We start from the raw sequence: 24,996 nt of genomic DNA, 5'->3' as shown, positions 1-24,996 counted from the left end.
TATAAACAAGAGGAACACCCTATGTTAACTACCGCTTTGCAGCAGTCGATCAAAATCCCTACTGATAAGTATCTGGGCGAAACTGAGTATATCTGTACCTGTTACGGCGACAGCCTCGACAAGAACACGTATTACGTGGTGCCAGAAATTCCGGTATTTGTCGCCAGGGATGACAAAAGCCCCAGCTTTATGTTTTACAAGTATCGCGGCGAAGATATGCAAGGCGGTTACACCCAGTTTACCGTGATGTTGCCGCTGCCTCCCGAAGACCTGCAAATCAAAATCCGCGCGGAACTGTACGGCAATATTCAGGGCCAGCTGACGGCGAAATCGACGCTGATTGTCACCTATGTGAAAGCTGAACAGGCCTCGGTGGCGGATCCTGAAAACCAGACCAAGAAAGCAGCCATGGACACGGCGCTGAAAAATACCGGTCTGAATGCTGAGCAGGCCAGCAAGTTTGTCTCGCTGTACGACAGCAGCAAAGGCAATGATCAGTTCCTGCCGGAGCTGTTGCCGGAAGAAGCGCAGAAAATTAAGCTGTTACAGCCATCGTATACCTCGGCGCAGGCCACATTAATTCTTGATGATAATGAGAAATTCTATCGTCAGATCCCGACCCCGTTATCGCCATCCGGTCTGGGTGATAACCGCACCGTGTTCGGTCTGACGCTGACCGGCGAAGGTGCCACCCTGTTTGAAGATGTGCTGACCGGCACAGATAAGAACTCCAGCGTGGGCGTTCGTTTTAACTTCAATCTCGATGCCTCCCTGCCCGCCGCCAAAGTCACGGTCAGCTACGACAGCGAGATCACCAAGTCCGTCACGCAAACTATTTCTTACCATACGTGGTCGGCGGATGAGAAAAAGATTGAGCGGGAATACATCGAAAAAGGTGCGATCAAAATTGATGTCCAGGTCGGGCTGACCGCGGCAGAAATGGGCATGACACCCGATCAGTACATTAAATGGAAAGAAGGTCTGACGGCGTGGGGACAGAAGCAGGTTGAGCAAATCCTGAGCAGTCAGACCGGGCTGGACATGAGCCTGGATATGCTTAATGACGCAGGCAACTTTGGGAAATTCCAGGAAAGCCTGAGCCAGACCAAAAGCTTTACCCGCGTTTATGACGAAAACTCGGTCGTGTCGTTTGCTATTGCGCCGCAAACCCAGTTGCCGTCCATTCAGTCCATCGTGGGTGAAGACAATCTGAAAGAATATTTCAAAGAGTACGACCTCAACGATCCTTTCTATCAATACATACAGCCTGAATTTTTTGTCACCCAGGATTTGTCCACCTATAACATTGCCAATATTGTCGTGACGGCCATTTACGACAAAGACAATCAAAGCACCCTGCAGTTTAGCCCTAAAGATATGGATCCGAAAAAAACCGGCAAATGGTATATCAAGCCTGAACTGGGGCGCGCCTTTAAATACTCCTATACCGTCAATTTCAGCGGGTTACAGGCCAAGCCCTATCATTCTGGCGAGATCCAAAGCGACCGGGATCTGATTATCACCATCAATACCGCCCAATGCGGCGTAGTGTTTGCCGACATTTCCACTCTGCTCGATCCGCAGGGATGGAAAGTCTTCAGCCAGGTGGTGGTTAAAACCCAATATTCCGATCCGGATAAAGGCGTCGAACTTAAAACCAGCAGCCAGGTGATCAGCGCAAGCGTGCCACCTAAGCCTTTCATTTATCCGATCGGCACCGCCGTGGAAAAACCCATTTATTACTCCGCGGACTACTATGCCATCGATGGCGACAGCCTGACTTACATTCCCACCGGGGTTGAGACCAGTCCGCAGTTACCGGGCTACGGGCTGATACATGGCAACCAGATCCTGATCGCAAACGCCCTGCCGAAACAGCAGAAGTACACCATCATCTTCAAATATACGCAGAAGGAGGTGTCGCTGATCACCTTTGAAATGACGGTCAAATACCCGAAATGGGACTTCAGCGAAACGCAAAGCCTGGTGGTGACCGAATTTGACAGCAAGTCGCTGACCCAGTCCCTGACCTTCGATCTCATGCAGGCAGAAAGTGGTAACGAACCTGAGATAACCTATACCTCGACCCTGTACTACGGCGATCAGGGCGAAGAGAAAACCATCGACAAGACGGTGTCGAATACCACCTCAATCGTGGTGGTGAGTTTCTGATGCTCTGAAAAACGCAGGGCAAGGAGTCTTTGCCCTGCCTTTACTTTCGCAACGCAGGATTGTCGCTATGAACAGCCAGATCGTAGTGCAAAACATTTGTTTTATCCGTGCCGACCCGGACAGCGCTCTGTATTTTTACTGCGCCGCTGCGCCGTGCATCAAAGTGACGCACGACAATCAGCCCGCCGTTCAGTTACAGATTTTCAGAAACAGCCGCGAACCGGCCACCGTTTACTATGCCACCTTGTCATTGCAGCCCCTGTTGTCCAGCAGCCCGGAAGCCGCGCGCGCGGCGGCCGATGCCAGCCCGGACATCCCGCGCGATGCCATTCTTTTACCGTTGCAGGCGATTTCGTGCAGTGCCACGCTGGATATTCCCGGCTTTATCAGCGGGCAGACCAGCAAGACGGCGTTAAACGACCAGCAAAATTGTTATCTGCTGGCCAGATTGTCTGAGCAAGCGGATATCGCCCTGCTGGCGAAGCTGATGGAAACGCCGGAAGCGACACCGGTCGCGGTCAGTTACAAAATCGATTATCTGCAACAGTTACCCCCTGCCAGCTTTGAACTGGAGGCGAGCTGGGACAAGGTTTATGAATTCCTGCAGGAATCGTTCGGCTTCAGCCTGCTGGTTTTTTCAGTCGATATCGAGAAAACCTCGTCGCGTCTGATCAGCGAAAAAGTGGTGACCATCAAAGTCAGGGAAACCGATCCCGACGGGCATATCGCCCAGGCGGGTGCTGAACTGACGCAGATCCTGCTGAGTGAGTTTTTCACCCCGGTGTTTGCCGATGTGCCTGCGCAAACCCAGCCCCGCGCGGGTTTTTATCTGCAACGGGTGTCGGTTAAAGACATTGAGCAACGTCGTATAAGCGGCAAGCTGACCGAAACCACAGTAGTGCAACGCTCACTTTATCCGCAGGCGTTGTTCGGTGAACTGGTCAAAGGCACGGACTATCAGCCTGATCGGGTGATCAGCCAGAGTGATCTGCAGGATGATTTCTTTGCCAGCCGTAAGGTGCAAATTAGCTTACTGACGCCCGAACTGGACAGCAATGTACAGCTGGTAATGGCGCGCCTGCGTTATGGCGAAAATATTCAGCAATTTACTTTTCGCAACGGCGATGTGCAGCCAAAGCATTTCAAGGCACCGAGCATTCTCGACCCCAAAACCGGGAAAATGCTCTGGCCGGTCGGGTACGATTTTACCGTCTATTTTAATCAGCCATTCGGCGGTGTGAATTCAGTCAGCTCCGGCGATCTGTACACCGAACTGGACGATATTTACCTCGACCTGGATTCAGTCTATGCCCGCTATGATTTTCTCATCGCGGCGGCCAGCCAGTTTGACTGGAACTGGTATCAGTCCGTGCTGGTGACCCTGCGCTGTCGTCATATGCTGCTGCCTGCCTCCGTTGTCTCGAAAAGTTTTCAGATAACCGCCGGTTCGCCGCCGGTGCATTATCCGGTCACGTTGCCCAATCCCGATTTGTATCTGTTTGAGGTCATCAAGGACTACAGCAGCGCCGTCAATTCTCCTCACATAGCGGCGGAGATGAATGAGCCGACCAGCCAGACTGTTTCCCTGTTCTCCAGCCTGTATCACCAGCGGGTGTTAATGCTTTCCGCCACCCTCGACTGGCAGGAGGTCGGGCAAGTGATCGTCTCGGCCAGTTATGCCTGGTCGGCAACTGACAGCAACGCCACCCTGCAACAAGTTTTTAAATTTACCGAATCCGATGCCGCCGTTCAGTGTTTCAGCGCCGATCAGCCCGACCCTGCACGACTCAGCGTCGATCTCGATATCTGGTTCATTTACCAGCCGGGACAAGGTAAAGACAAACCCGAGCACATCCAGACCACCACCGTTCAAGACAGTATCGATATCGCCAACCTCAATTAAGGAAACGCCATGTTATTACTCAGAGAAAGAACCCAAACCATCAATAACATTACCTTCTTTGCCGATGATTCTGATGACTCACAGTTCTGGTATTTACCCGGTGACATTCACATCGCGCAGAATGATAAAAAGCCGGTCTTTTCATTGATCAAATACACCGGTGACGGCAGCGGTCAGCAAGGCGGATACATCAATTTTGAAGTGGATACGTCCATTGAAGAAGATGTGCTCGACAGCGCATTTAAAGAGTATCTCAGCAAGCTCAAGGTTAAGCCGGTGACCCCCCGCAAGGCTCAGGTTCCTTTCGATAAAGGCACGGTGAATTTCTTTGTTCTGGGCGCAGAGGGCACCAATGGCGAGCTGATCAGCGCCCAAAGTCCCAGCCTGTTTGGCAAGAACAGCGCCATCTTCAGCGCCAAACTGACACCGGAACAGGCGGTCATTCTGGAAGCCGCCTTTAATCAGGCGCAGGCACCGGCGGCGGTAGCCTACAACCTCAGTTTTACCGGCATCACGCCTGCCTTAAAGGTGGAAGTGGAAGCCAAATTTGAAAGCCTGTACAAAGAATTCGATCTTAAATTTGGTGCTAACATTCCGATCCCGGTAGAAACACCGGCCAGTTTCTGGCTCGGTTTTGACAGCGTCATCAAGAAGTTGCAGCAGGATCAGAAACTGGTGATCAAAATCACCGAAAGTATGCCGGGTGATCAGGCGGAAAAGGAAAAGGAATGGGCGTTGCAGTTCGTCAAAGAAGAGATCCTCAAAAGCTTCTTCACCGCCTCGCTCAGCCTCAACGATGACAGCAATACCCAGGCAAAATCCGCCAGTTCTTCCATTCTGGATTCTCTGATCGCCAGCGATAAGAAAGAAGACGGAGAAGAAGGCGGTAAAGGTGGCCTGTTCCCCAGCGGCTCGCTGGAGATAAAAATGGTGCGCATCGAAGAAACCAAAGCACTGAACTTTAACTACATCTCATCGAAAGCCATCAGCCAGTCAGCCGTGCCTCAAAACTTTATTGGCAGCGACATCCTGCACGCCAAAAAAGAGGCGCCCTACTTTATTGAAGTCAACGTCAACGATCCGTTCTTCCAGAAAATTGATTTCACCGTGCTGGGGCCGGACGGCTTTGATGAATACGGCATTAAAGCCGCGACTTTTAAAATCGGCTACAACAAACAGGTTTACACCGCTCCGGCGTTCACCGCCGATGACGGCACCTGGAACAAAAACATTTCCCGCAGCAGCAACGTCAACGAATTGTTTGATATCCAGAGTGAGTTTGTCTTCAAATCCGCCGCCACCTCCGGCTGGGAAGGAAGCAGCAGTTACCAGCCAAAATCGCAATCGGCTTCAACCTTGCTGAACCTCGACCCCGCCGCCGTGCTGACATTCAACGAAATCTCAATTCGCCTCGACAAGACGTTCTCGTGGGAAAACTGTAATCAGGTGATCGTCGAACTGACCTATCTCGACGACAAGCAGAGCAAAAAAAGCAAAAAGTACACCTTCAGCGAGGATAACAAAGAGCCGCAGACCTTCAGATATCGCTGCCTGACCGAGAAGCCCTGGCTGGTTAATTACAAGATTACGTACTTCCTGGTCGGCGGTAAAACCTCGACGCTCGAAGGCAGTGAAAACCCGGCGGGCATCGTTATTCCGGCTGTGGCGTAGGCGGCTGACGATGACCGAGCTCAATACCGTACTCCCGGTGGCATGGAACGCCCTGGTGGATGCGCTTTGCCGGGCCGCGCCTCATTTGCGGGCAACACTGGCACCGGAGATCGCGCGTTTTACTCAGGCGCGGCTGACCTCCGGTGGCTTGTCTGCGGCATTTAATGCCAGCCTGCTGGCCTATAACGGCTGCCCGCTGGAATTCACGGTCGCGACCTCAAAACCGCAGGCGCTGGCCTGCACGCTGGATCCTTTTCTGCCGCGCTTTACCGAAAACCGCCGGATGGCGGCTTTCTCCCGGCATGTGCAGCATATCGTTGCTGGTTCGCCGCAGGATAACGTTGAAGCCTGTTTTGCCGCGATGGAGGAAATACAAAGCCGCAGCACGCAGCCGTTGCGGTTTGGCTCCTGGCTGGGGCGAAAATATTCTCCTGACGGGGTGAAAACCAAGGTGTATTCGGAAGTGCATGGCGACGCATTGGATCAAGTCAGCTTGCCCGGCGCGGTGGAAAAGTTTTCTTCCGCTGCCTGCCGGCGGGCAGGTTTGTCATTACTGATGGTCGGCTATTACCCGCAGCAGGCTGATGCGCCGCGTGAGTATTATTTTCAGTGGCACAGCGCGCGCATCACCCACGCGGATATTGCCACCGTGATGCGTTTTTTCGAATGTGGATCCCTGTTACCGGCGCTGACGTCCTTACTGGAACAGGCACTGGCGCAAACCCTGAACGGACAGACTTTTCCGCCAACCACCTACGGTTTTAGTCTGTCCTGCGGTCAGGATGGCGCGCCGGAAAGCGTGACGCTGTTTGTGATGGCCGCGAGTTTCTTTGGTGATAACTCGCGGGTATTTCCCGGCGTACAGGCGTTGCTGCGGCAAAACGATCACACCCTGCCTTTATTGCAGCAGGTGATGACCGCAGAAATTCCCGTGCAGTTCAACGTGGTGGGTTTTTCGGTGGACAGGCAGAGCCGTAGCGGACTCAGTTGCACCTTCAGTCCGCAGAATTCGCGTTTTAACGTCCTGCCGTTAAAGCCGACGTCTTCCACCGCGCAACCCGGCAGTCCTGGTCTGAAAACGCTGCTGGCGCAACAGTGCGCCAGCGGTGCCTTTGCGGCACATGTCAGAACACCCGACGGTCGCTGGCATCAGGACGAAAATGCGTTTGTCACAGCGCAGGTTTTACGCACGCTGGCATACACCCCGCAGACGGCAGCGTGTATCGAAAAGGCGCTCGATTTTTTAACTGCCTGCGAAATCCGCCCGTCTCACTTCAGTTTCTGGCCGCCGGACGCTCATCCCCAATGGATGAAGAACCAGAAAATATGCGCCGATATTGATGACACGGCCATCATCACCGAGCTGCTTTATAAGTTTGGTCGAATCTCGCGGATGCAGGTCAGGCAAACGTTGGCGCAGATGAACGGTTATCAGGTACGACAGGTTGATCCCCGTCTGAAGGCCGGACAGCACCAGTGGGCGGAGTGTCAGAGTTTTTACACCTGGATGCAGGATGACAACGACATCAGCCAGCTTGATTGCTGCGTTAACACTAATGCGCTGATTTTGCTGCATCGGCTTGCGGACGACGGCGGTGTCATGCCGCCTGCCTGCACGCGCATTCTCAACATGCTGAGTCAGGCGGTGCAATGGAGTGGTGATGACTTCGACAGGCTCAGTTTACTGACGCCTTATTACGCCCATCCCGGCGAATGGCACGCCACCTTGATCTACGCCAGACAAGCCGGCGTTCCGCAGCTCACGCCGGTGATCAATGCACTGGCCCGCTGGCAATTACCTGCCGGTCAGCCGGAAAGCCCGCTTTACCGCCGGCACGACGGGCGATACCTGTGGACGTCACCCGTTCTGAACCACTTCAGAACGCTGGCTCAAACCGAATATGCTGAGGAAAAAGATGAATATATTTCTTAATAACCTGGTGACGCTGAACCAAATTATTCTGCAAAACGCCCGCGAACAATTTCCGGATATCAGCGAAAAGCACTTACGCTATCGGGCGGTACAGGCCGTGCAGGCGGACGATCTGGCCGCCAAAGTCTGCACAGAAGTCGTTTCAGGAGAAACACGCTACGAGATTGCCACCAGCACCGACGGCACAAGCTGGAAGATGATGCTTAATTTCACGCTGAGTCGCCAGGTGCCTCAAATCCCCTACGTTGTGCTGAGCTACAGCACCTTCGGTAATCCCGAAGAGATGATCTTCGATAAAGTGCTTAAGGCCGGAACGGACAACACCTATGAGGCGGAACTGGAGCTGAATGAGTTAGCTCAACGTGATGCCCTGCTGCGCGCCCTGTCGGATTTTGATGCGCAGACCACGCTGGTGATTGCCATCACCACCGATCACAGCATTATCAATACCATTACCGACCCTAAAGTTTTCTACTTTGCACAAAACTACTATCCGTATATTTATCAGGGCATTTTGCCACCGCCAGCGCGCTTGCAACTGACGCTCCTGCCACTGGTTTATCACAACGTGGCGTACAACTATTATCAGGATTATGTCCTGAAAAGTTACCTGTACTATCTGCCCGATACCTTCGAGGTGGGGCTTGGCACTGACCTTAAACCCATGCTGTCGTTTTCATTCTCAGCACCGGAAAACGCCACCAGCCTGGATCAGGTTACCGTGTCGCTGGATTATTTTTTACTGCCGAAGGTTAATCAGGATCGCATCGCCAATGCCAGGGATCAGTTTTTGCAAAAACAGTCAGACGGCAAACTGGTGCCGTTTGCCAACGCCGATACGCTGGCGTTGCAGCTTGAACTGCCCGCAGGCAAGACGGAGGAGAAAAATGCGCTGATCAACCTGCAAAGCGGGATTGCCGATTCATTCACCCTGCCCGTCAGTCAGTTTGTGACAATCTGGGATGCGTTGTTTTCTAAATCTCAGCAAAGCCTGTTACTCAAAGGGGAAGTAGAGGTTCAGTTCACGGGATTTAATCCTGACAAACTGCCGATGAAAATTGCGTTAGACGACAAATACAAAGATAAACCGCTCGATTTTATTACCCAGTCGGCACCGGCAGATATCTCCAATACGCTGACCTTTAAAAGTGATCCGAAAGCTTACAGTTCATCCGGACCGCGACCTATCGCCCGTATGCTGGTCAATATCAGCAACCAGACATTTGAGTTAAATGAAGCCAGTCCGGACCATCAGGTCACGGTGAAAGTCCCGGTTATTGACCTCATCCTCCATCCGGATAAAAAGACGGTTTATAAATACGATTTGCAAATCCGCTACGTCGACGGCAGTAAAACGGACCTTAATAACCAAACCTCAACTTTTGAGATAATTTATGTTCCGTGAATTTATCCGATATAAACACCGGTAAATAAAGACATTCAAAAATCCGGTAAATAATAACCTGCTCAGGAGTCATGCCTATGCGAAAAAGCTGACGTGAAACTCACGACGTTAACCCTGTTACGTAACGTTTAACGTTCAGAGAATATTCAGTTTTGTAATCTGTCTGTATCCAATTTATGAGAAATGACAATGCAGACATTCTGCATCGTCACCACAAAAACACTCTGTTATCGAGGTTCTGATGAAACACAACTATATGTTCGTTATTGCCGCAGGTATGTTGGTATCCGCACAAGGTTTTGCGAAAGTGAATGATGTGCCTAAAGGCGCGCTGGTTATCCGTTACGGTGCCGCCAATACGGATGCGAATTACGCCACTCAGGATGGTTATCCGGGTAGATTACAAAACGTTTCAGCACTCTGTACGAAAACCGTTTCCGGCGTTGATAAGGCCAAAGTCGAAGCCTTAATTGCGACAGATCCCGGTCATCCGGCCGGCCTGAAACAGGCTGGTGGAACAAACGCATCCACTCTGGTGAATAAAAATGCCACTGTCTCCACCGATCCGCTGCCAAATAGCCCTAACCATTGTCTGATCAGTAATATTGAACTGAAGAATATTAAAGGTGCATGGCAAATGTTTGCGCTTCAATAAGTAAATAATAAAAACCCCGCACAACAAAAGGCGGGGTTTTTATAAATCAATTTTTTATAAAATTAAACGTGCGCAATCTTCTTCGCATCCAGCGCTTTATGGATCGCCGCTTCCAGCTCGTTAATTTCGAATTTAGCCACGTAGCCGTCGGCACCGACTTTGCGCACGTGATCTTCGTTGGCGCTGCCGGATAATGAGGAGTGGATAATCACCGGAATATTTTTCAGGAACTCGTCACGCTTGATATTGAGCGTCAGCGTAAAACCGTCCATTTCCGGCATTTCCAGATCGGTAAGAACGAAGGAAATTTTATCGGCGATTGGCAGCCCTTCTGCTTTGCACTCTTCGGCCAGTTTGCGGATTTTATTCCAGGCTTCCAGACCGGTCACGTGCATCTGTGCCGGGATCTCCATCATGTTCAGGCCTTTTTCCAGCATCTGACGCGCGACTTTCGAGTCTTCCGCGACAATCGCCACCGTGCCCGGTTTCAGTTTGAACGCGCTGGTTTTCTTCTTGTCCATGTCGATATTGCTGTTCGGAATGATGTCATGCAGGATCTGCTCGACGTCGAGTACCAGCGCCAGACGGGTGCTGGATTTGTCGCTATCCAGACGCGCGATACTGGTGATGTTGCGGCTCTTGACGCCGGATTCGGCGGCCAGCACCTGACTCCATTCGAGACGCACGATGTCGTCCACGGATTCCACAGCAAACGCCTGCGTGCTGCGGGCATATTCCGTGACCAGCAAAATGTTCAGCCCGGTTTTCGGCACGCAGCCGACCACCGCGGGCAAATCAATCACCGGAATAATTTCACCGCGAATATTCGCCATGCCCATCATCGGCGATGACATGCCTGCGGCTTTGGTCAGTGCCGGCATCGGCACGATTTCGCGCAATTTAAAGACGTTGATACCAAAGAGTTCAGATTGTTCGTCTTCCGGCGAGGTTCCAAGACGGAACAGCAAAAGCTCAAACCGGTTTGATGAAGTGAGATTTGTTCTCTCATCAATTTCTTGCTGAAAATTATCCATATTTTCCCCATGCCTGTCGTTATTCGTTTTTATCGGTGTTTGCGCTGTGCGTCGTTCGGAAAATAAGGAATTCCGTTCTCTTTTTGTCTCAGAGGGACGTTGTATTTATCGGCTGGTTTGGGGAAATTCTTTAGCGCGGCGGGAAAATTGAGCGGAGAAACACCCCGGCATCGTGAAAATGCCGGGGCTGAACAGGGTTAACCGCCGATTTTCACCAGCGTTCTGCCCTGAATTTTATTATTCAGAAAGTCTTCGGCATACGCCGGTGCTTGCTCCAGCGTAATCTCCGTCGCGGCCTGCTGATAGAAGCTTTCCGGCAGCGTACTCGCCAGACGTTCCCACACAGCCGCACGGTGTTCAGCAGGCACAGAGACGGAATCCACACCCTGTAAACGCACGTTACGCAGAATAAACGGCATCACAGTGGTTGGCAGACCAAAGCCCCCCGCCAGACCGCATGCCGCCACGCAGCCACCGTAATTGGTTTGTGCCAGCACTTTAGCCAGCACTTTGTCTCCGACGGTATCGATGGCACCGGCCCACAGCTGCTTTTCCAGCGGACGGGTTTCGGCAAACTCATCGCGGGACAGAATTTCGCTGGCACCCAGTTTGCGCAGGTAATCATGCGTGGATTCACGCCCCGTCACAGCCGTGACAGTGTAACCGAGGGTATGCAGCAGTGCCACGGCGGTGCTGCCGACGCCACCGCTGGCACCGGTCACCAGCACGGTGCCGCTTTCCGGCGTCACGCCTGCGTCTTCGAGCGCCATCACGCATAACATGGCGGTGAAACCGGCGGTGCCGATGATCATCGCATTGCGCGCAGGCAGCGTTTCAGGCAGTGCGACCAGCCAGTCACCTTTGACGCAGGCCTGTTCTGCCAGCCCGCCCCAGTGGTTTTCGCCCACGCCCCAGCCGGTGAGGATCACCGCTTGTCCCGCCGAATATCGCGGATCGTTACTGCGTTTTACATGGCCGGTGAAATCAATGCCCGGCACCATCGGGAACTGGCGGATAATTTTACCTTTGCCGGTGATGGCCAGCGCATCTTTGTAATTGAGCCCTGACCAGCTGATATCCACCAGCACGTCGCCCTCGGCCATTTCCGGCAGAGCGATGTCTTTCACTTCGGCCAGAGTGGCTTTGTCTAGTTGTTCGAGAACCAATGCTTTCATTTCATTTCCTTTATCAGTTCAAAGATTTCTTATGGTTTTGTCGAAACCTACGCCCCTTTTTTCTGTGAGACAACCCCCGCCGATCCCTGCAAAGCAAAAAGCCCGCTCGGGGCTACCGGAGCGGGCTCAGTTAAAAGCTTCAGTATGTTGTAACTATTTTTCGTTGACTGCCTCGCGGCGGGTTTCCTGCACGCTGTAACGGTTAGTTTTAAAAGGAATATCCAGCCGCTCGCGCAGGGTTTGCGCTTCTGAAGGATGCCAGTAACCCCGCGCCACCAGCACCGGCAGAACCAGCCGGGTGATATCGTCCAGCGCTTCCGTCAGCACCGGCCCGCTGATGATAAAGCCGCTGGCACCGCCCTCTTCCACCCAGCGGATCAGGCGGTCAGCCACCTGTTCCGGCGTACCAAAGAATTCACCGCGCGGCAGCGTGGTCTGATAGGCGATTTCCCGCAGCGTGAGGTTCTCTTCCCGCGCCAGTTTCTTGATGCTGTCGGTGGTCGAACGGAAGGTGTTTTGTCCTAAATCACCCAGTTCCGGGAACGGCCCGTCCGGCGGATACTGGCTGAAATCATGATGGTCGAAGAAGCGTCCGAGATACGCCAGCGCGTCATCGAGCGAAAGCAGGGAAAGCAGATACTGATATTTTGCCTCAGCCTCTTCTTCGGTTTTACCGACTATCGGGCTGATGCCGGGGAAAATCCCGACCGGATGACGGCCATTTTTCGCGACCTGCGCCTGCAATTTCGCGGCGTATTCCTGCGCCTCTTCCAGCGTACGGGCGTTAGTGAACACCGCATCGGCAGATTTGCCTGCCAGCGCGATACCGGCATCAGACGCACCGGCCTGGAAAATCACCGGCTGTCCCTGCGGCGAACGCTGAATATTCAGCGGCCCTTCCACCGAGAAGAATTGCCCCTGATGATTCAGTTTGTGCAGCTTCGCCGCATCAAAAAACACGCCGCTTTCACGGTCACGCACAAACGCGCCGTCTTCCCATGAATCCCACAGACCCTGCACCACATTGATATATTCTTCCGCAATCTGATATCTCAGCGCGTGTTCAGGATGATCTTTACCGAAATTTTTCGCGGAACCGGCCAGCGGCGATGTCACCACATTCCAGCCCGCACGTCCCTGACTGATATTGTCGATGGACGCCAGCTGACGCGCCACGGTGAACGGGTCGCTGTAAGAGGTTGAAATGGTGCCCGCCAGACCAATGCTGTGCGTGGCTGATGCCAGCGCCGACAGCAGCGCCACCGGCTCGAAACGGTTCAGAAAGTGCGGCAGCGATTTTTCGTTGATGTGCAGACCGTCGGCGACAAACAGAAAATCAAATCCTGCGGCTTCAGCGCGCAAGGCTAAATCGCGGAAATAGGGAAAGTTCACACTGGCATCCGCAGGCGCTTTTTCATGTCGCCATGAATTCATATGTCCGCCTGCACCGTGCAGCATCAGACCCAGCTTTATACTTTTTGAATTGCCTGAATGACTTGAATGGCTCATGAAAACTCCTTAATGCTGGCCCGCCAGCAATTCGATGGACTTCAGACGCACCGCGGCATCTGTCAGTGGGGTGTGGATCACAAATTCATTCACGCAAAGACGGCGCTGAATATCGCGCAGTTGCTGATGGATATCGCCGGGCGTGCCGTGCAACACGCTGAGCTTCTGCTGCTCAATCTGGTAGTGCGTTGCGCCCGCCTGTTGCACAAAGGCCTCCGCCTGTTCGCGGGTGCCGACCGTAACGTGCCGGTCGCCCACCGTGACCCGAAAATTATGTTGCTCAGCCACCAGCGCTTCCGCCCGTTCGCGGGTTTCTGCTGCCAGCACCGCCAGACTGACCAGCGCGTGCCCCTGTCCGGCAGAATATTCGTGAAAGGCCAGCACGGATTCTGTCATCACCTGTTCCGATGTATTGATAAAACCGGCGAACACAAAATTCCAGCCGAGCGATGCGGCCAGCCGCGCGCTTTCCGGGCTGGCACCCAGCAGAAATCGCTGCGGACTGACCGGCGGACGCGGCAATGCACGGGCTTCCGTGCCAGCCAGATGGTCATCAAGATGAGTCAGATAATGCGTCAGTTGCAGTAACTGCGCGGGAAATCCGGGTGCCGAATCTGCCGGTGTATGACCGCGCAGGGCTTTGGTAGAAAGCGGCAATCCGCCGGGCGCTTTGCCAATGCCGATATCCACGCGATCCGGCGCCAGCGAGGCCAGCAAATGGAAATTCTCGGCCACTTTATACGGGCTGTAATGTTGCAACATCACGCCGCCTGAACCGATCCGCAGCCGGGATGTACGCGCCAGCAGCCAGGCAATCAGCACTTCCGGCGAGCTGCCTGCCAGCCTTTCGGTGTCGTGATGTTCAGAAACCCACAGGCGGTGATAATCCAGCGCTTCGGCTTTTAGCGCGAATGTGAGCGTCGCTTCCAGTGCCTGCGCCGCTGTTTGCCCGTCGTTGATCGGGCTTTGATCTAATAAACTCAGTCGGTAATTCACCTGGGCATCCCTTTTATTCATTGTGACAAAAAGAGTTCCATGAAATACGACCAAAGCTAAATAATAAAAACACGTTTCTATAGTCAGTAATTTGCTATGCACTCGTGTGTGCAAAATGACTATAAATTATAGCGACTGAGTATTTAGTTATTTCCCTCTCTCTGGCTAGCATGAAATGAACCGCTACATTTGGGTAACAATCATTTTCAGACAATAAGGTTATTTCGCCATGAGCATTTCACTTGCCGAAGACACGAAAAACATCGCAGCAGACAATGCATCAGGATTAGAAGAACAACTCATCGCCTGGCGCCGTGAATTACATCAGCATCCGGAATTATCCAATCAGGAGTTTGTTACCACGCAAAAAATCACCCAATGGCTGAATGCAGCCGGGATCCGCATTTTATCCCTCGGGTTGAAAACCGGCGTGGTGGCGGAAATCGGCCCTGAACACGGTCCGGTGGTGGCGTTACGCGGTGACATCGATGCCCTGCCGATTGAAGAAACGTCCGGCGTGCCGTTCAGTTCACAACAGCCCGGCGTAATGCACGCCTGCGGACACGACTTCCATACCTCGGTTATTCTGGGTGCCGCCCATCTGCTTAAAGCGCGTGAAGACCAGCTTCCGGGCCGCGTGCGGTTGTTTTTCCAGCCAGCGGAAGAACGGTTCGGCGGCGCGTCGCAGCTGATAAAAGCCGGTGCGCTGGAAAACGTGGATGCTATTTTTGGTCTGCACAATGCGCCTGAATTGCCGGTCGGCACCTTCTCCACCAAAGGCGGCGCATTTTACGCCAATGTTGACCGCTTCCAGATAACCGTGACCGGCAAAGGCGCGCACGCCGCGCATCCGGAAGAAGGCGTCGACAGTATCGTCACCGCCAGCCACATCGTGACCGCGCTGCAAACGGTGGTCAGCCGCAATGTCAGCGCGCAGGAGGCGGCGGTGGTCAGCGTCACACGCATTGAAGGCGGCAATACCTGGAACGTGTTACCACAAACCGTCGAACTCGAAGGCACGGTTCGCACGCACAACAGCGAAATCCGTGAGCAAATTCCGCAGCGTATTCGTAAAGTCATCGCGGGTGTCGCGGACGCACTGGGCGCTAAAGCCGAACTGCACTGGTTTGGCGGGCCACCGGCGGTAGTCAATACGCCGCGCTGGGCCGAGTTCAGCCTGAAAGCAGCGGATGAATTTGGCTATAAAACCGAAGTTGCGCAGGCACAAATGGGCGGCGAGGATTTTGCGTTTTACCTGCATCATGTACCGGGTGCGTTTGTCAGCATCGGCTCGGCGAGTGATTTCGGTTTGCATCATCCGCAATTTAATCCCGACGAATCGGCTATTTATCCGGCGGCAGAATATTTCCAGCAACTGGCTGAAAAAGTACTGGAGGAATTAACAAGGGAAAAATAAAGTTTGTTTGTATTTTGGCGAAGATACGCCCGGCTATTCCGGGCGTTTACCTCTTTGACTTAAAAGAAAGGCTTAAATGAAATCTGTAATATTTATAAATTTGTCAGCAACAGGACTGCCCGTCGGCAAAATCATTGTTATTTAAACATTAACATTGCGAATTTTATTGGGATTATCCATTTACCATATCAATATGATTTTTATGATTCATCATTGCGACTCTGGCACGTATTTTACTTTCAAGCTGGTCAATTATTTTATCGTTGTCAAAACGTTCTTTCTGACGTACGCCTCCTTCATAAAAACTGCTTTTATTATGACCTCCGGCAACGCCTAAGGTTGATACCAATGCTTCACCCGGCCCATTCACGACACACCCAATAATTGACACATCCATCGGCAGGGTAATATCTTCCAGGCGTTGTTCAAGTTCATTTACTGTCTTAATCACATCAAATTCCTGCCGGGAACAGGTTGGACAGGCAATGAAATTAATACCACGGGAGCGAATACGCAGGGATTTTAAAATATCGAATCCTACTTTTACTTCTTCGACAGGATCAGCGGCGAGAGAGACACGCAGAGTATCGCCAATCCCCTCTGACAGCAGCATGCCCAGTCCAATCGCCGATTTTACGGAACCACTGCGCAATCCGCCTGCTTCAGTGATCCCCAGATGCAGAGGTTGAACAATTTGTGCCGCCAGCAAACGGTATGACTGTACCGCCAGAAAAACATCTGACGCTTTTACACTGATTTTAAACATATCAAAATTCAGGCGATCCAGAATATCTACGTGACGCATCGCAGACTCCAGCAAGGCTTCCGGTGTGGGTTCGCCATACTTTTCCTGAATATCTTTTTCCAGTGAACCGCCGTTGATGCCGATACGGATGGGAATATTTTTGTCACGTGCGCAGTCCACGACCGAGCGAATACGGGCTTCATTACCAATATTACCGGGATTTATTCTCAGGCAATCAGCACCGTATTTTGCAACCTGCAACGCTATCCGATAATCAAAATGAATATCTGCGATCAGGGGAACATTCACCTGTTCCTTAATCATTCTGAATGCTTCCGCCGCATCCATAGTTGGGACTGATACACGAACAATGTCTGCGCCTGCTTTTTCAAGAGCATTGATCTGACTCACCGTGGCATTCACGTCGTTCGTATTGGTATTCGTCATTGACTGTACCGTTATTGGCGAATCTCCGCCAACAGGCACTTTGCCCACATAAAGTAATGTTGATTTACGTCTTACGATTGGACTTTTTTGAGCATCACTCATGGATATATCCTTATAAATAAAAATCAGGAAAACTTAAAAAATCACTTCCGAATGAAAGTTTATTCTACGTGCTTCAGGGGATCCCCATACACCGATAAATGTGAATATTTTAAGGTGAATCTCAAAAATAACATGTGCCTCTTTATTTTTCGTTTTTGAAAAACTCACCCCAAAAGGTATCAATAATGTTGCTGGCCTTTATCACTTATGTTTCGTCGAAGCCCTTTGCGTATGGCATTTCTATTTTATCTCTTTGATTATTTAATTTTGTTGTTTTACATCCCTGTAACACTCGGGAATAGTGAAAGCGTCACCTCACGGTCATCACCCCTTAAAATAAGAATGCAGGGTAAAAATAATAATGATGAAACATAGCGCAACCATCACAGCCACCGCCATCGCGGCAATATTAAGTTTTTCATCAGCGGCATACGCCGCGCCGGGAATTGATCTGATTGCCAATGAAACCCCCATTAATACGCCGAAAAGCCCGGAAGCCGTGGCAAAAATCCCGGCAAACTTTAAGTTTGTCGAACCGGGCACCCTGACCGTTGCACTGGCGGTTCTTGGGAGCGCCCCGCCGTTCGGGCTGTATGCCCGCGATAACAAAACCGTGATCGGCAGCGAAGCCGATATCGCCCGTCTGGTGGCGGACGGTTTAGGCCTGAAACTCAAAGTGGTGCCGGCTTCATGGGAAGACTGGCCGCTGGGCGTGACGTCGGGGAAATACGACGCTGCCATCTACAACATCACCGTCACTAAAGATCGCAAAACCAAGTTTGATTTCGCGACCTATCGTCAGGACACGCTGGGCTTTTACGTGAAAAGCGACAGCAAAATCACATCCATTACTTCCGCGCCGGATATCGCCGGTAAACGCATCATCGTCGGTTCCGGCACCAATCAGGAAGCCGTGTTACTGGCCTGGGACAAAGAGAATCAGGCCAAGGGATTACCGGCACTGAAACCGCAATATGTCACCGATGACGCCGCTGCCACGCTGGCGATCCAGTCCGGTCGCGCTGATGCCACTTTTGGGCCTAACGTCACCGGTGCGTATAAAGCACTGCTGACCGGCAAAACCAAACTGGTCGGCACGGTGCCGGGCGGCTGGCCGAAAACCGCCAATATCGCGGTGACGCTGAAAAAAGGTAACGGACTGGTGGGTGCCGTGCAGGCGTCGCTGAACAGCGCCATTGCCAGCGGGGCTTATATCAAAGTGCTGGATCGCTGGGGTGAAAGCGTTGAGAAGATCGACCATTCAGAAATTAACCCGCCGGGACTGGGCGATTAATCAGAGGACGCCACGATGAGCGAAGACGTATTTATCCAGACCGTAGCGGAAGATCCGCTGATTGCGCCGGTGATTCAGGGTTTATTCGGCGAATACCGTGAACGTTACGGCGACTATTTTGCCAGCAAAGAACCTGAAGATGACAGCGTGTTCGCCCGGCCCGACGGCGCATTTATTGTTCTGCTAAGAAACGGAGCGCCCATTGCGATGGGCGCGTATAAGCGATACGACGCCGAAACCGCCGAGCTGAAACGCATCTGGACGCACCGCTCGCTGCGCCGTCAGGGGCTGGCACAGAAAATATTGCATGAACTGGAGCGCCGCGCTGCCGCTTACGGTTATCGGCAGGTGTTTCTCACCACCGGTTTCCGCCAGCCGGAAGCGGTCGGGTTGTACTTATCTCACGGTTATCAGCCGCAGTTCGATACGCGACTGGATCCGGAAGTCTATTCCCGGCCTCCTTATGACGGTCGTCTGCCGTTTACCAAGAAACTGACAGCCGACGTTCCGGTGTCGTAATCAGCAGCAAACAGAAAGAGAAAGACTATGAGCGAAAATGCCCCTTCATCTGTGAATCATCCCCCGCTGAAAGTGGTGCCGGCGCGTTATCCGTGGCGGCTGGCCGGTGCCGTCTTTTCGGCGTTTATTCTGCTCGGGATTATTCAGTCGATTGCGACAAATTCCCGCTGGGAATGGGGCGTGTTCAGGCAATGGTTTTTTGATCCGGTGATTTTATCGGGTCTGGGCAAGACGCTGTTACTCACCCTGCTGGGCACCCTGTTTGGCGTCATTTTCGGCACGGCTCTCGCCCTCGCCCGCCTGTCGAAATCTTATCTGCTGAATGCGCTGGCCTGGGGCTATATCTGGCTGTTCCGCTCATTGCCGCTGTTGCTGGTATTAATCATCCTCTACAACTTTTCCTATCTGTACGACAACCTGTCACTGGGCATTCCGTTCACCACCATCTCCTTTTTCAGCACCCCGACGGTGGATTTGCTGGATCAGTTTTCGGTTGCCGTTCTCGGCCTTTCGCTGGTGCAGTCCGCCTATACCGCAGAAATTATCCGTGGCGGGATTTTAGGCGTTGAGCACGGGCAGCATGAAGCCGCCGCCGCGCTGGGATTACCGGCTTACCGCCGCACCTTCCGCATTATTTTGCCGCAGGCGCTGCGCTCCATTCTGCCGACCGGATTTAATGAAGTGATCAGCCTGGCGAAAGGCACGTCGATTGTTTACGTGCTGTCGATGCCGGAACTGTTTTATACCGTGCAGGTGATTTACAACCGCACGCAGCAGGTCATTCCGTTGCTGATGGTGGCGACGATCTGGTATCTGCTGATCACCACCGTGCTGTCTGTTTTGCAGTATTACGTCGAACGTTATTTCTCCCGCGGCACCGTTCGTCAGGTCGCGCCGACTCCGTTGCAGCGTCTGCGTCAGTGGCGCGTTGCCCGTCCTCATTAAAGGGAAAATCCTATGTCCGAAGCCTTTGATTTATTCGTTAACCGCCCGGCAGATGCTCCCGCAGAACGGCAATTTGTGCCTAAACCGCACAGTGCGACCGTCGGGCGCATCGACATCAGCAATCTGAGTAAATATTACGGCGCACACAAGGCGCTGGATAACGTCAGTCTGAGCATCGAACCGGGTACGGTGACGGTGATCCTCGGCCCTTCCGGCTCGGGAAAATCCACCCTGCTGCGCACCATTAATCATCTGGAACGGGTTGATGAAGGTTTTATCCAGATTGATGGCGATTACATTGGTTACCGGCGCAAAGGCGACACGCTGTATGAACTGAAAGAACGCGCCATTCTCAAGCAACGTACTCACGTCGGGTATGTGTTCCAGAATTTCAATTTATTCCCGCACATGACCGTGCTGGATAACATTATCGAAGCGCCGGTGGTTCACGGATTGCTAAGCCGCAAACAGGCCATCGCCCGTGCATATGAATTACTCGACACCGTCGGCCTGCGTGAAAAAGCACTGGCATGGCCGCGCCATCTGTCAGGCGGACAGCAACAGCGCATCGCCATTGCCCGCGCGCTGGCACTCAATCCGAAAGTGATGTTATTTGATGAACCCACATCAGCGCTGGATCCCGAACTGGTTGGCGAGGTGCTGGATGTGATCAAGAAACTGGCTCAGTCAGGCGTCACGCTGGTGGTAGTGACGCATGAAATAGGCTTTGCGCGTCAGGTGGCCGATCAGGTGGTGTTTATGGTGGATGGCGCAGTAGTGGAAACCGGCAGCGCGGCGCAGGTGCTCGACCGTCCACGTCATGCGCGTACCCGCAGGTTTCTGGAAAAAGTGCTGTAAATACGGGTTGCTGGTGATGTGAAAAGATGAAAGCCCGGACAGTCCAGTCGCCGGGCTTTTTACAGAAATGAGGAAGGAATTAAGAGTACGCGTGCAGCGTATGTTTACACAGTTCTGAACGCACGCAATCCTCTTTGCCAAACTGAATGATGCCAACCATCTCGTCTTCTTCGAAGCGGGACATTGCATCGCTGAGACCCGATACTACGCCGCGTGGTAAATCGCACTGGGTAATATCACCGTTAACGATCACCGTCACGTTTTCACCGAGACGGGTCAGGAACATTTTCATCTGACTGGCCGTGACATTCTGGGCTTCATCCAGAATAACCACTGCATTTTCAAAAGTTCGCCCGCGCATATAAGCGAATGGCGCAATTTCAACTTTGCCTATTTCCGGTCGCAAGCAATATTGCAGGAATGATGAACCCAGTCGACGTAATAAGATGTCGTAAACCGGACGGAAATAAGGCGCGAACTTCTCAGAAATATCGCCGGGTAAGAAACCGAGATCTTCATCGGCCTGCAATACCGGACGTGTCACTATAATTCTGTCGATTTCTTTATGAATTAATGCCTCTGCCGCTTTCGCAGCGCTGATAAATGTTTTGCCGCAGCCCGCTTCGCCGGTGGCAAAAATTAACTGCTTATTCTCTATGGCTGATAAGTAATGACCTTGAGCTTCAGTACGCGCTTCGATGACGGAAGTATCGCGACTGTCGCGAGCCATTCCGATCGATTCCAAACCGCCCATCTGTACCAGTGACGTCACAGACTCTTCCTCGCGCTGGCGGTGACTGCGTGAATCATTACGAATAACACGTTTTGCTTCACGACGAGCTTTGATCACTGCTTTCTGTCTTCCCATAGTGGCACCTTACAGTTTGATTCACTTAACGCTAAGGCATAATGCCCGCACGATTATGTTTCACTAACAAATGAGGTTTTGGTCTCCTTTTAGACCAAGTAGAGCCAATGAATAACGTGAAGAGGAAAATAAACCAAAGCGATTGGATAATAATCTCCTGGTTGTTTTCTGTTCACGAGGAGGCATTGTCAATGTCGTCAATAATGACAAACCGCTGACCCATAAAATGAGATATCCAGGATAAAAGCCAGTGATATTCACATCATTTTTATCAACAATTGAGGGGTCATTTAAAGAACAGGGTTGAGGTTGCGTGGATGATGATTGTTGTAAAAAGCGGCAGGAATAAACTGCAAATGATGACGTCAATATTGGAGAGACGGTGGCCTTGCCCTCGTTTGCATTTAAGCGATAACAACGAGTCAAGCAGTGAAGCATGTTATTTTCGTTCACCAGCCCAAACATGGATTTTACCATTCGCGCTCCCCGCAGTGTTATTAACGGCACCTGCCGTACACCTTGTGAAAACCTGTCTTGTACATCTTAAAAACTATCGCTTTATAATTTCAGTATAATGACAGCTGAAATATTTGCGTTACCAAAATGTAAAAAAGTTTGTGGATGGCGTCAATAGGATCACGCGGATCTTTTTCAGATCCTCCGCAAGCACGCTGAATTTTACTCAGCTCAGCAGATTGTTTTTCTTTTCATTGACGAAGTAACTGTCAATGCCATCTGCCAGCGCACGGGCCATTTTCTCCTGAAAGACCGGTTCGCCGAGCAGTTTTTCTTCCTGTTTATTTGTGATGAAAGAGGTCTCCACCAGCACCGAGGGAATGCGTGGAGATTTTAAAACCGCAAAACCTGCCTGCTCCGGATGCGGGCTGTGCATGTGATGGACTTTGACGATATTCGCCGCCAGATGCGTGCCAAAATTCATGCTGCGATGAATGGTTTCGTGCTGGTCGAGATCAAACAGCGTTTCTTTAAGATATTGATCGTCGGTCTTAAAATCGTTGTCGTACAGCACGTCTGCGCTGTTTTCACTTTGCGATAAATACCGCGCCATCGCGCTGCCTGCGCCATGCTCAGACAGGGCAAAAACCGACGCGCCCGACACCTGATCGTTAGTAAACCCGTCGGCGTGGATGGAAATAAACAGGTCCGCCTGGTGCTGATGCGCCAGACTGACGCGGTGATACAGCGGGATAAACACGTCGTCCTGACGCGTCAGCACTGCATGAATACCGTGCTGTTTATCCAGCAACGTTTGCAGCCGTCTGGCGATGTGCAACACCACGTGTTTTTCGTAAGTGCCTTCATTGCCGATCGCCCCCGGATCCTTACCGCCGTGACCGGGATCGATCATCACCAGCAGCGGTTTCTCTGCGCGCGGCGTGGTGGTGGTGACGGGGCTTATCTGCGGCAAATTCTGCGCGGCATTCTGTTCTGTGATCGAGACTTTAAGCACGCCATTCTCCGTACTGCGCGTAATCACTGGTTTACCCTTCACCTGCAAAACAATACGCGCCACGTCCGGGCTGAAATGGGCAAGACGCCCTTCTGCCACCCACGGGAATTTCTGCCGCACCACGGTCAGCGCATGTTCCAGTTCTGGGGGGAAAGACGTCACCGGCATGTCGATCACCACCCGCTCCGGCGCGCTGAGTATAAACACGCGACAACGCTTATCGGCTGCGGGTAATTCAACGTGGATCTGACTGGCATCCGACGTCATGGTAATGCGTACCGCCTTTTGCGCAGCGTAAAGCCGCGGCGCCGTCAGCGACAGTCCTATACCGAAAATCAGCAGTTTTCTGCGGGAATGGTTGATGGTCATAGCAATCTCAGAACTGGCATCGTGATAAATCATTTAGGCGATTTATCATCATGACATTACTGAGATTTTCAGGAATTAAGCGGAGTATTAACAGGTCGTGAATTGCGTAACCAGCCGTAAAAAGGATTTCAGGATTGAGTTCCTCCCCCTTCGCAGCGGGAGGAGCTCAATTATGCTTCGATCAAAGATTGTCCGAGGTAGTGACTTTCATCTTTATTGCCCGGCAGCGTGAAGAAGAAACCGCCGCCGTTGGGACGGATGTATTCTTCCAGCGCTTCACCGTTCAGGCGTTTTTGCACCGTCAGGAACCCTTTCTCAAGATCATGCTGATAACAGACAAAAATCAGCCCCATTTCCAGCTGGCCGGAATTGGTCACGCCCAGCGAATAGCTGTAACCACGACGCAGCATCAGATTGTCGTCGGTTTCTTTAGTGCGCGGATTGGCCAGCCTGATATGCGCGTCGAGCGGGATCACTTTACCGTCAGGGTCTTTGGTGTAATCCGGCACATCGTGCTCTTTTTCCATGCCCAGTGGCGCGCCGGTGGCTTTATGGCGACCAAAAATGGATTGCTGTTCCTGCAACGGCGTGCGGTCCCAGAATTCCACTTTGAACGGGATCAGACGTGTGACCTGATAGCTGCCACCCGTTGTCCAGGCTGGCTCAGCCTGATCTGGCGTCACCCAGATGGCTTTATCCATCAGCGGCTTGTCTCTGGAATCCGGATTGGCCGTGCCGTCTTTAAAGCCCAGCAGGTTAATCGGCGTCTCTTTGCCCTGACTGCGCGCGGCATGAGAAGAGATAAAGCCGTCACGACGCCAGCGCACGCTGAGCAAATCCGGCGTGTATTTAATGATGTCGCGCAATGCGTGAACCACGGTATCGCTGTTGTTGGCGCAGATTTGCAATGACAGGTCACCGTGACACAGTTTCGCATCGAGGGAATCATTCGGAAAACGCGTCATGCGGCTTAATTTCAGCGGTTTATGCGGTGCCAGTCCGAAGCGTTCATCAAACAGCGATTCGCCGACGGACAATGTCATGGTCAGGTTATCGGGATAAATTTCAGCGCCCATCACTCCGGAATCCATCGGCGGGAATTTCGGATCCAATGACGGCGCGGTGCCGCCGGTGGTCAGAAATGCAAAACGTGAATCCAGCAGACGGAATAAACGCTCCAGATCGGCTTTGTTGGTGGCCAGCACATCGAAAGACACCAGCATCATCGAGGCCTGCTGCGGCGTTAAAATCCCCGCCTGATGTTCGCCATAATACGGTTGCTTGCCCCAACGCTCGTCGGGGGAAACGGTGCCTGGCGTGTATTCTTTTTTTGCTCCGGGTGCTTTCTCAGCCTGCGCAGTCGCTGCGCCGCCCAGGGCAAATGCCCCGCCTAACAATCCCACGCCTTTTAACAAGCTGCGGCGTGAAGAAGAAATGTCGTCCTGATTATTGTTTTTGTGACTCATTGCTATGCCTCGGTGTAACGCTCCTCCCCCCTGCGAAGGGGG

Annotated in this window: 20 protein-coding genes; 11 read left to right on the top strand and 9 right to left on the bottom strand. The window is 52.3% G+C overall.

The window, feature by feature from the left end:
• Positions 1-21 precede the first annotated feature (21 nt).
• The 6 genes from UC15_RS15225 (at position 22) to UC15_RS15200 (ending at position 9,739) form a co-directional block, all read left to right on the top strand.
• Complete coding sequence (locus UC15_RS15225; RefSeq protein ID WP_112289224.1) at positions 22-2,172, top strand: hypothetical protein; 2,151 nt, start codon at positions 22-24, stop codon at positions 2,170-2,172.
• A gap of 67 nt (positions 2,173-2,239) precedes the next feature.
• On the top strand, positions 2,240-4,075 hold the full coding sequence (locus UC15_RS15220) for a hypothetical protein (protein WP_112289223.1): 1,836 nt from the start codon (positions 2,240-2,242) through the stop codon (positions 4,073-4,075).
• 9 nt (positions 4,076-4,084) lie between these two features.
• Positions 4,085-5,746: a hypothetical protein gene (locus tag UC15_RS15215; RefSeq protein WP_112289222.1), complete on the top strand. Its 1,662-nt coding sequence runs from the start codon at positions 4,085-4,087 to the stop codon at positions 5,744-5,746.
• A gap of 10 nt (positions 5,747-5,756) precedes the next feature.
• Positions 5,757-7,679: a hypothetical protein gene (locus UC15_RS15210; protein ID WP_112289221.1), complete on the top strand. Its 1,923-nt coding sequence runs from the start codon at positions 5,757-5,759 to the stop codon at positions 7,677-7,679.
• Positions 7,663-9,084: a hypothetical protein gene (locus UC15_RS15205; RefSeq protein WP_112289220.1), complete on the top strand. Its 1,422-nt coding sequence runs from the start codon at positions 7,663-7,665 to the stop codon at positions 9,082-9,084. The genes UC15_RS15210 and UC15_RS15205 overlap by 17 nt, the downstream gene beginning before the upstream one ends.
• Before the next feature lie 241 nt (positions 9,085-9,325).
• Positions 9,326-9,739, top strand: a complete 414-nt coding sequence (locus UC15_RS15200; protein WP_157960990.1) for a hypothetical protein — start codon at positions 9,326-9,328, stop codon at positions 9,737-9,739.
• A 62-nt stretch (positions 9,740-9,801) separates the two neighbouring features.
• On the opposite strand, the gene UC15_RS15195 is transcribed toward UC15_RS15200, so the two are convergent.
• From UC15_RS15195 to UC15_RS15180, 4 genes are all read right to left on the bottom strand, one after another.
• Complete coding sequence (locus tag UC15_RS15195) at positions 9,802-10,773, bottom strand: chemotaxis protein (RefSeq protein WP_112289218.1); 972 nt, start codon at positions 10,771-10,773, stop codon at positions 9,802-9,804.
• 197 nt (positions 10,774-10,970) lie between these two features.
• The gene (locus tag UC15_RS15190) at positions 10,971-11,948 is read right to left on the bottom strand and encodes an oxidoreductase (protein WP_112289217.1); all 978 of its coding nucleotides are present in this window, start codon (positions 11,946-11,948) and stop codon (positions 10,971-10,973) included.
• 153 nt (positions 11,949-12,101) lie between these two features.
• The gene (locus tag UC15_RS15185) at positions 12,102-13,457 is read right to left on the bottom strand and encodes an LLM class flavin-dependent oxidoreductase (protein WP_112289216.1); all 1,356 of its coding nucleotides are present in this window, start codon (positions 13,455-13,457) and stop codon (positions 12,102-12,104) included.
• Positions 13,458-13,466: 9 nt separating this feature from the next.
• Positions 13,467-14,453: an MsnO8 family LLM class oxidoreductase gene (locus UC15_RS15180; protein WP_112289276.1), complete on the bottom strand. Its 987-nt coding sequence runs from the start codon at positions 14,451-14,453 to the stop codon at positions 13,467-13,469.
• Between the two features lie 229 nt (positions 14,454-14,682).
• On the opposite strand from UC15_RS15180, the gene UC15_RS15175 reads away from it, so the two are divergent.
• Complete coding sequence (locus UC15_RS15175; RefSeq protein ID WP_112289215.1) at positions 14,683-15,870, top strand: M20 peptidase aminoacylase family protein; 1,188 nt, start codon at positions 14,683-14,685, stop codon at positions 15,868-15,870.
• A 172-nt stretch (positions 15,871-16,042) separates the two neighbouring features.
• Here UC15_RS15175 and ispG read toward each other — a convergent pair whose 3' ends face one another.
• A complete protein-coding gene (ispG, locus tag UC15_RS15170; RefSeq protein WP_112289214.1) occupies positions 16,043-17,164 on the bottom strand; it encodes a flavodoxin-dependent (E)-4-hydroxy-3-methylbut-2-enyl-diphosphate synthase in 1,122 nt (373 codons plus the stop codon).
• Positions 17,165-17,528: 364 nt separating this feature from the next.
• Between ispG and UC15_RS15165 the strand changes: the two genes are divergently transcribed.
• From UC15_RS15165 to UC15_RS15150, 4 genes are read left to right on the top strand one after another with little or no spacing between them, the layout of a single operon-like run.
• The gene (locus UC15_RS15165) at positions 17,529-18,458 is read left to right on the top strand and encodes an ABC transporter substrate-binding protein (RefSeq protein WP_198659716.1); all 930 of its coding nucleotides are present in this window, start codon (positions 17,529-17,531) and stop codon (positions 18,456-18,458) included.
• Between the two features lie 15 nt (positions 18,459-18,473).
• Complete coding sequence (locus tag UC15_RS15160; RefSeq protein WP_112289212.1) at positions 18,474-18,977, top strand: GNAT family N-acetyltransferase; 504 nt, start codon at positions 18,474-18,476, stop codon at positions 18,975-18,977.
• A 27-nt stretch (positions 18,978-19,004) separates the two neighbouring features.
• Positions 19,005-19,922 carry an amino acid ABC transporter permease gene (locus UC15_RS15155; protein WP_112289211.1) on the top strand — a complete coding sequence of 306 codons (918 nt, stop codon included), beginning with the start codon at positions 19,005-19,007 and terminating at the stop codon, positions 19,920-19,922.
• A gap of 12 nt (positions 19,923-19,934) precedes the next feature.
• A complete protein-coding gene (locus tag UC15_RS15150; RefSeq protein ID WP_232829903.1) occupies positions 19,935-20,780 on the top strand; it encodes an amino acid ABC transporter ATP-binding protein in 846 nt (281 codons plus the stop codon).
• Positions 20,781-20,859: 79 nt separating this feature from the next.
• Here the strand turns inward: UC15_RS15150 and phoH are convergent, their stop codons facing one another.
• The 4 genes from phoH to efeB form a co-directional block, all read right to left on the bottom strand.
• Entirely contained in the window at positions 20,860-21,648 is a 789-nt protein-coding gene (gene phoH / locus UC15_RS15145; protein WP_112289210.1) for a phosphate starvation-inducible protein PhoH, read from the bottom strand.
• Between the two features lie 63 nt (positions 21,649-21,711).
• On the bottom strand, positions 21,712-22,125 hold the full coding sequence (locus tag UC15_RS15140) for a hypothetical protein (protein ID WP_112289209.1): 414 nt from the start codon (positions 22,123-22,125) through the stop codon (positions 21,712-21,714).
• Between the two features lie 205 nt (positions 22,126-22,330).
• Complete coding sequence (locus UC15_RS15135) at positions 22,331-23,386, bottom strand: N-acetylmuramoyl-L-alanine amidase (RefSeq protein ID WP_255563951.1); 1,056 nt, start codon at positions 23,384-23,386, stop codon at positions 22,331-22,333.
• 272 nt (positions 23,387-23,658) lie between these two features.
• Entirely contained in the window at positions 23,659-24,954 is a 1,296-nt protein-coding gene (gene efeB / locus UC15_RS15130; protein ID WP_112289208.1) for an iron uptake transporter deferrochelatase/peroxidase subunit, read from the bottom strand.
• Between the last annotated feature and the right edge of the window lie 42 nt (positions 24,955-24,996).

This window comes from Rahnella sp. AN3-3W3, from assembly GCF_003263545.1.
GTDB classification, from domain to species: Bacteria; Pseudomonadota; Gammaproteobacteria; order Enterobacterales; family Enterobacteriaceae; genus Rahnella; species Rahnella variigena.
Note: the sequence above shows the minus strand (reverse complement) of the source record. Positions and strands in the feature narration are given on the sequence as shown.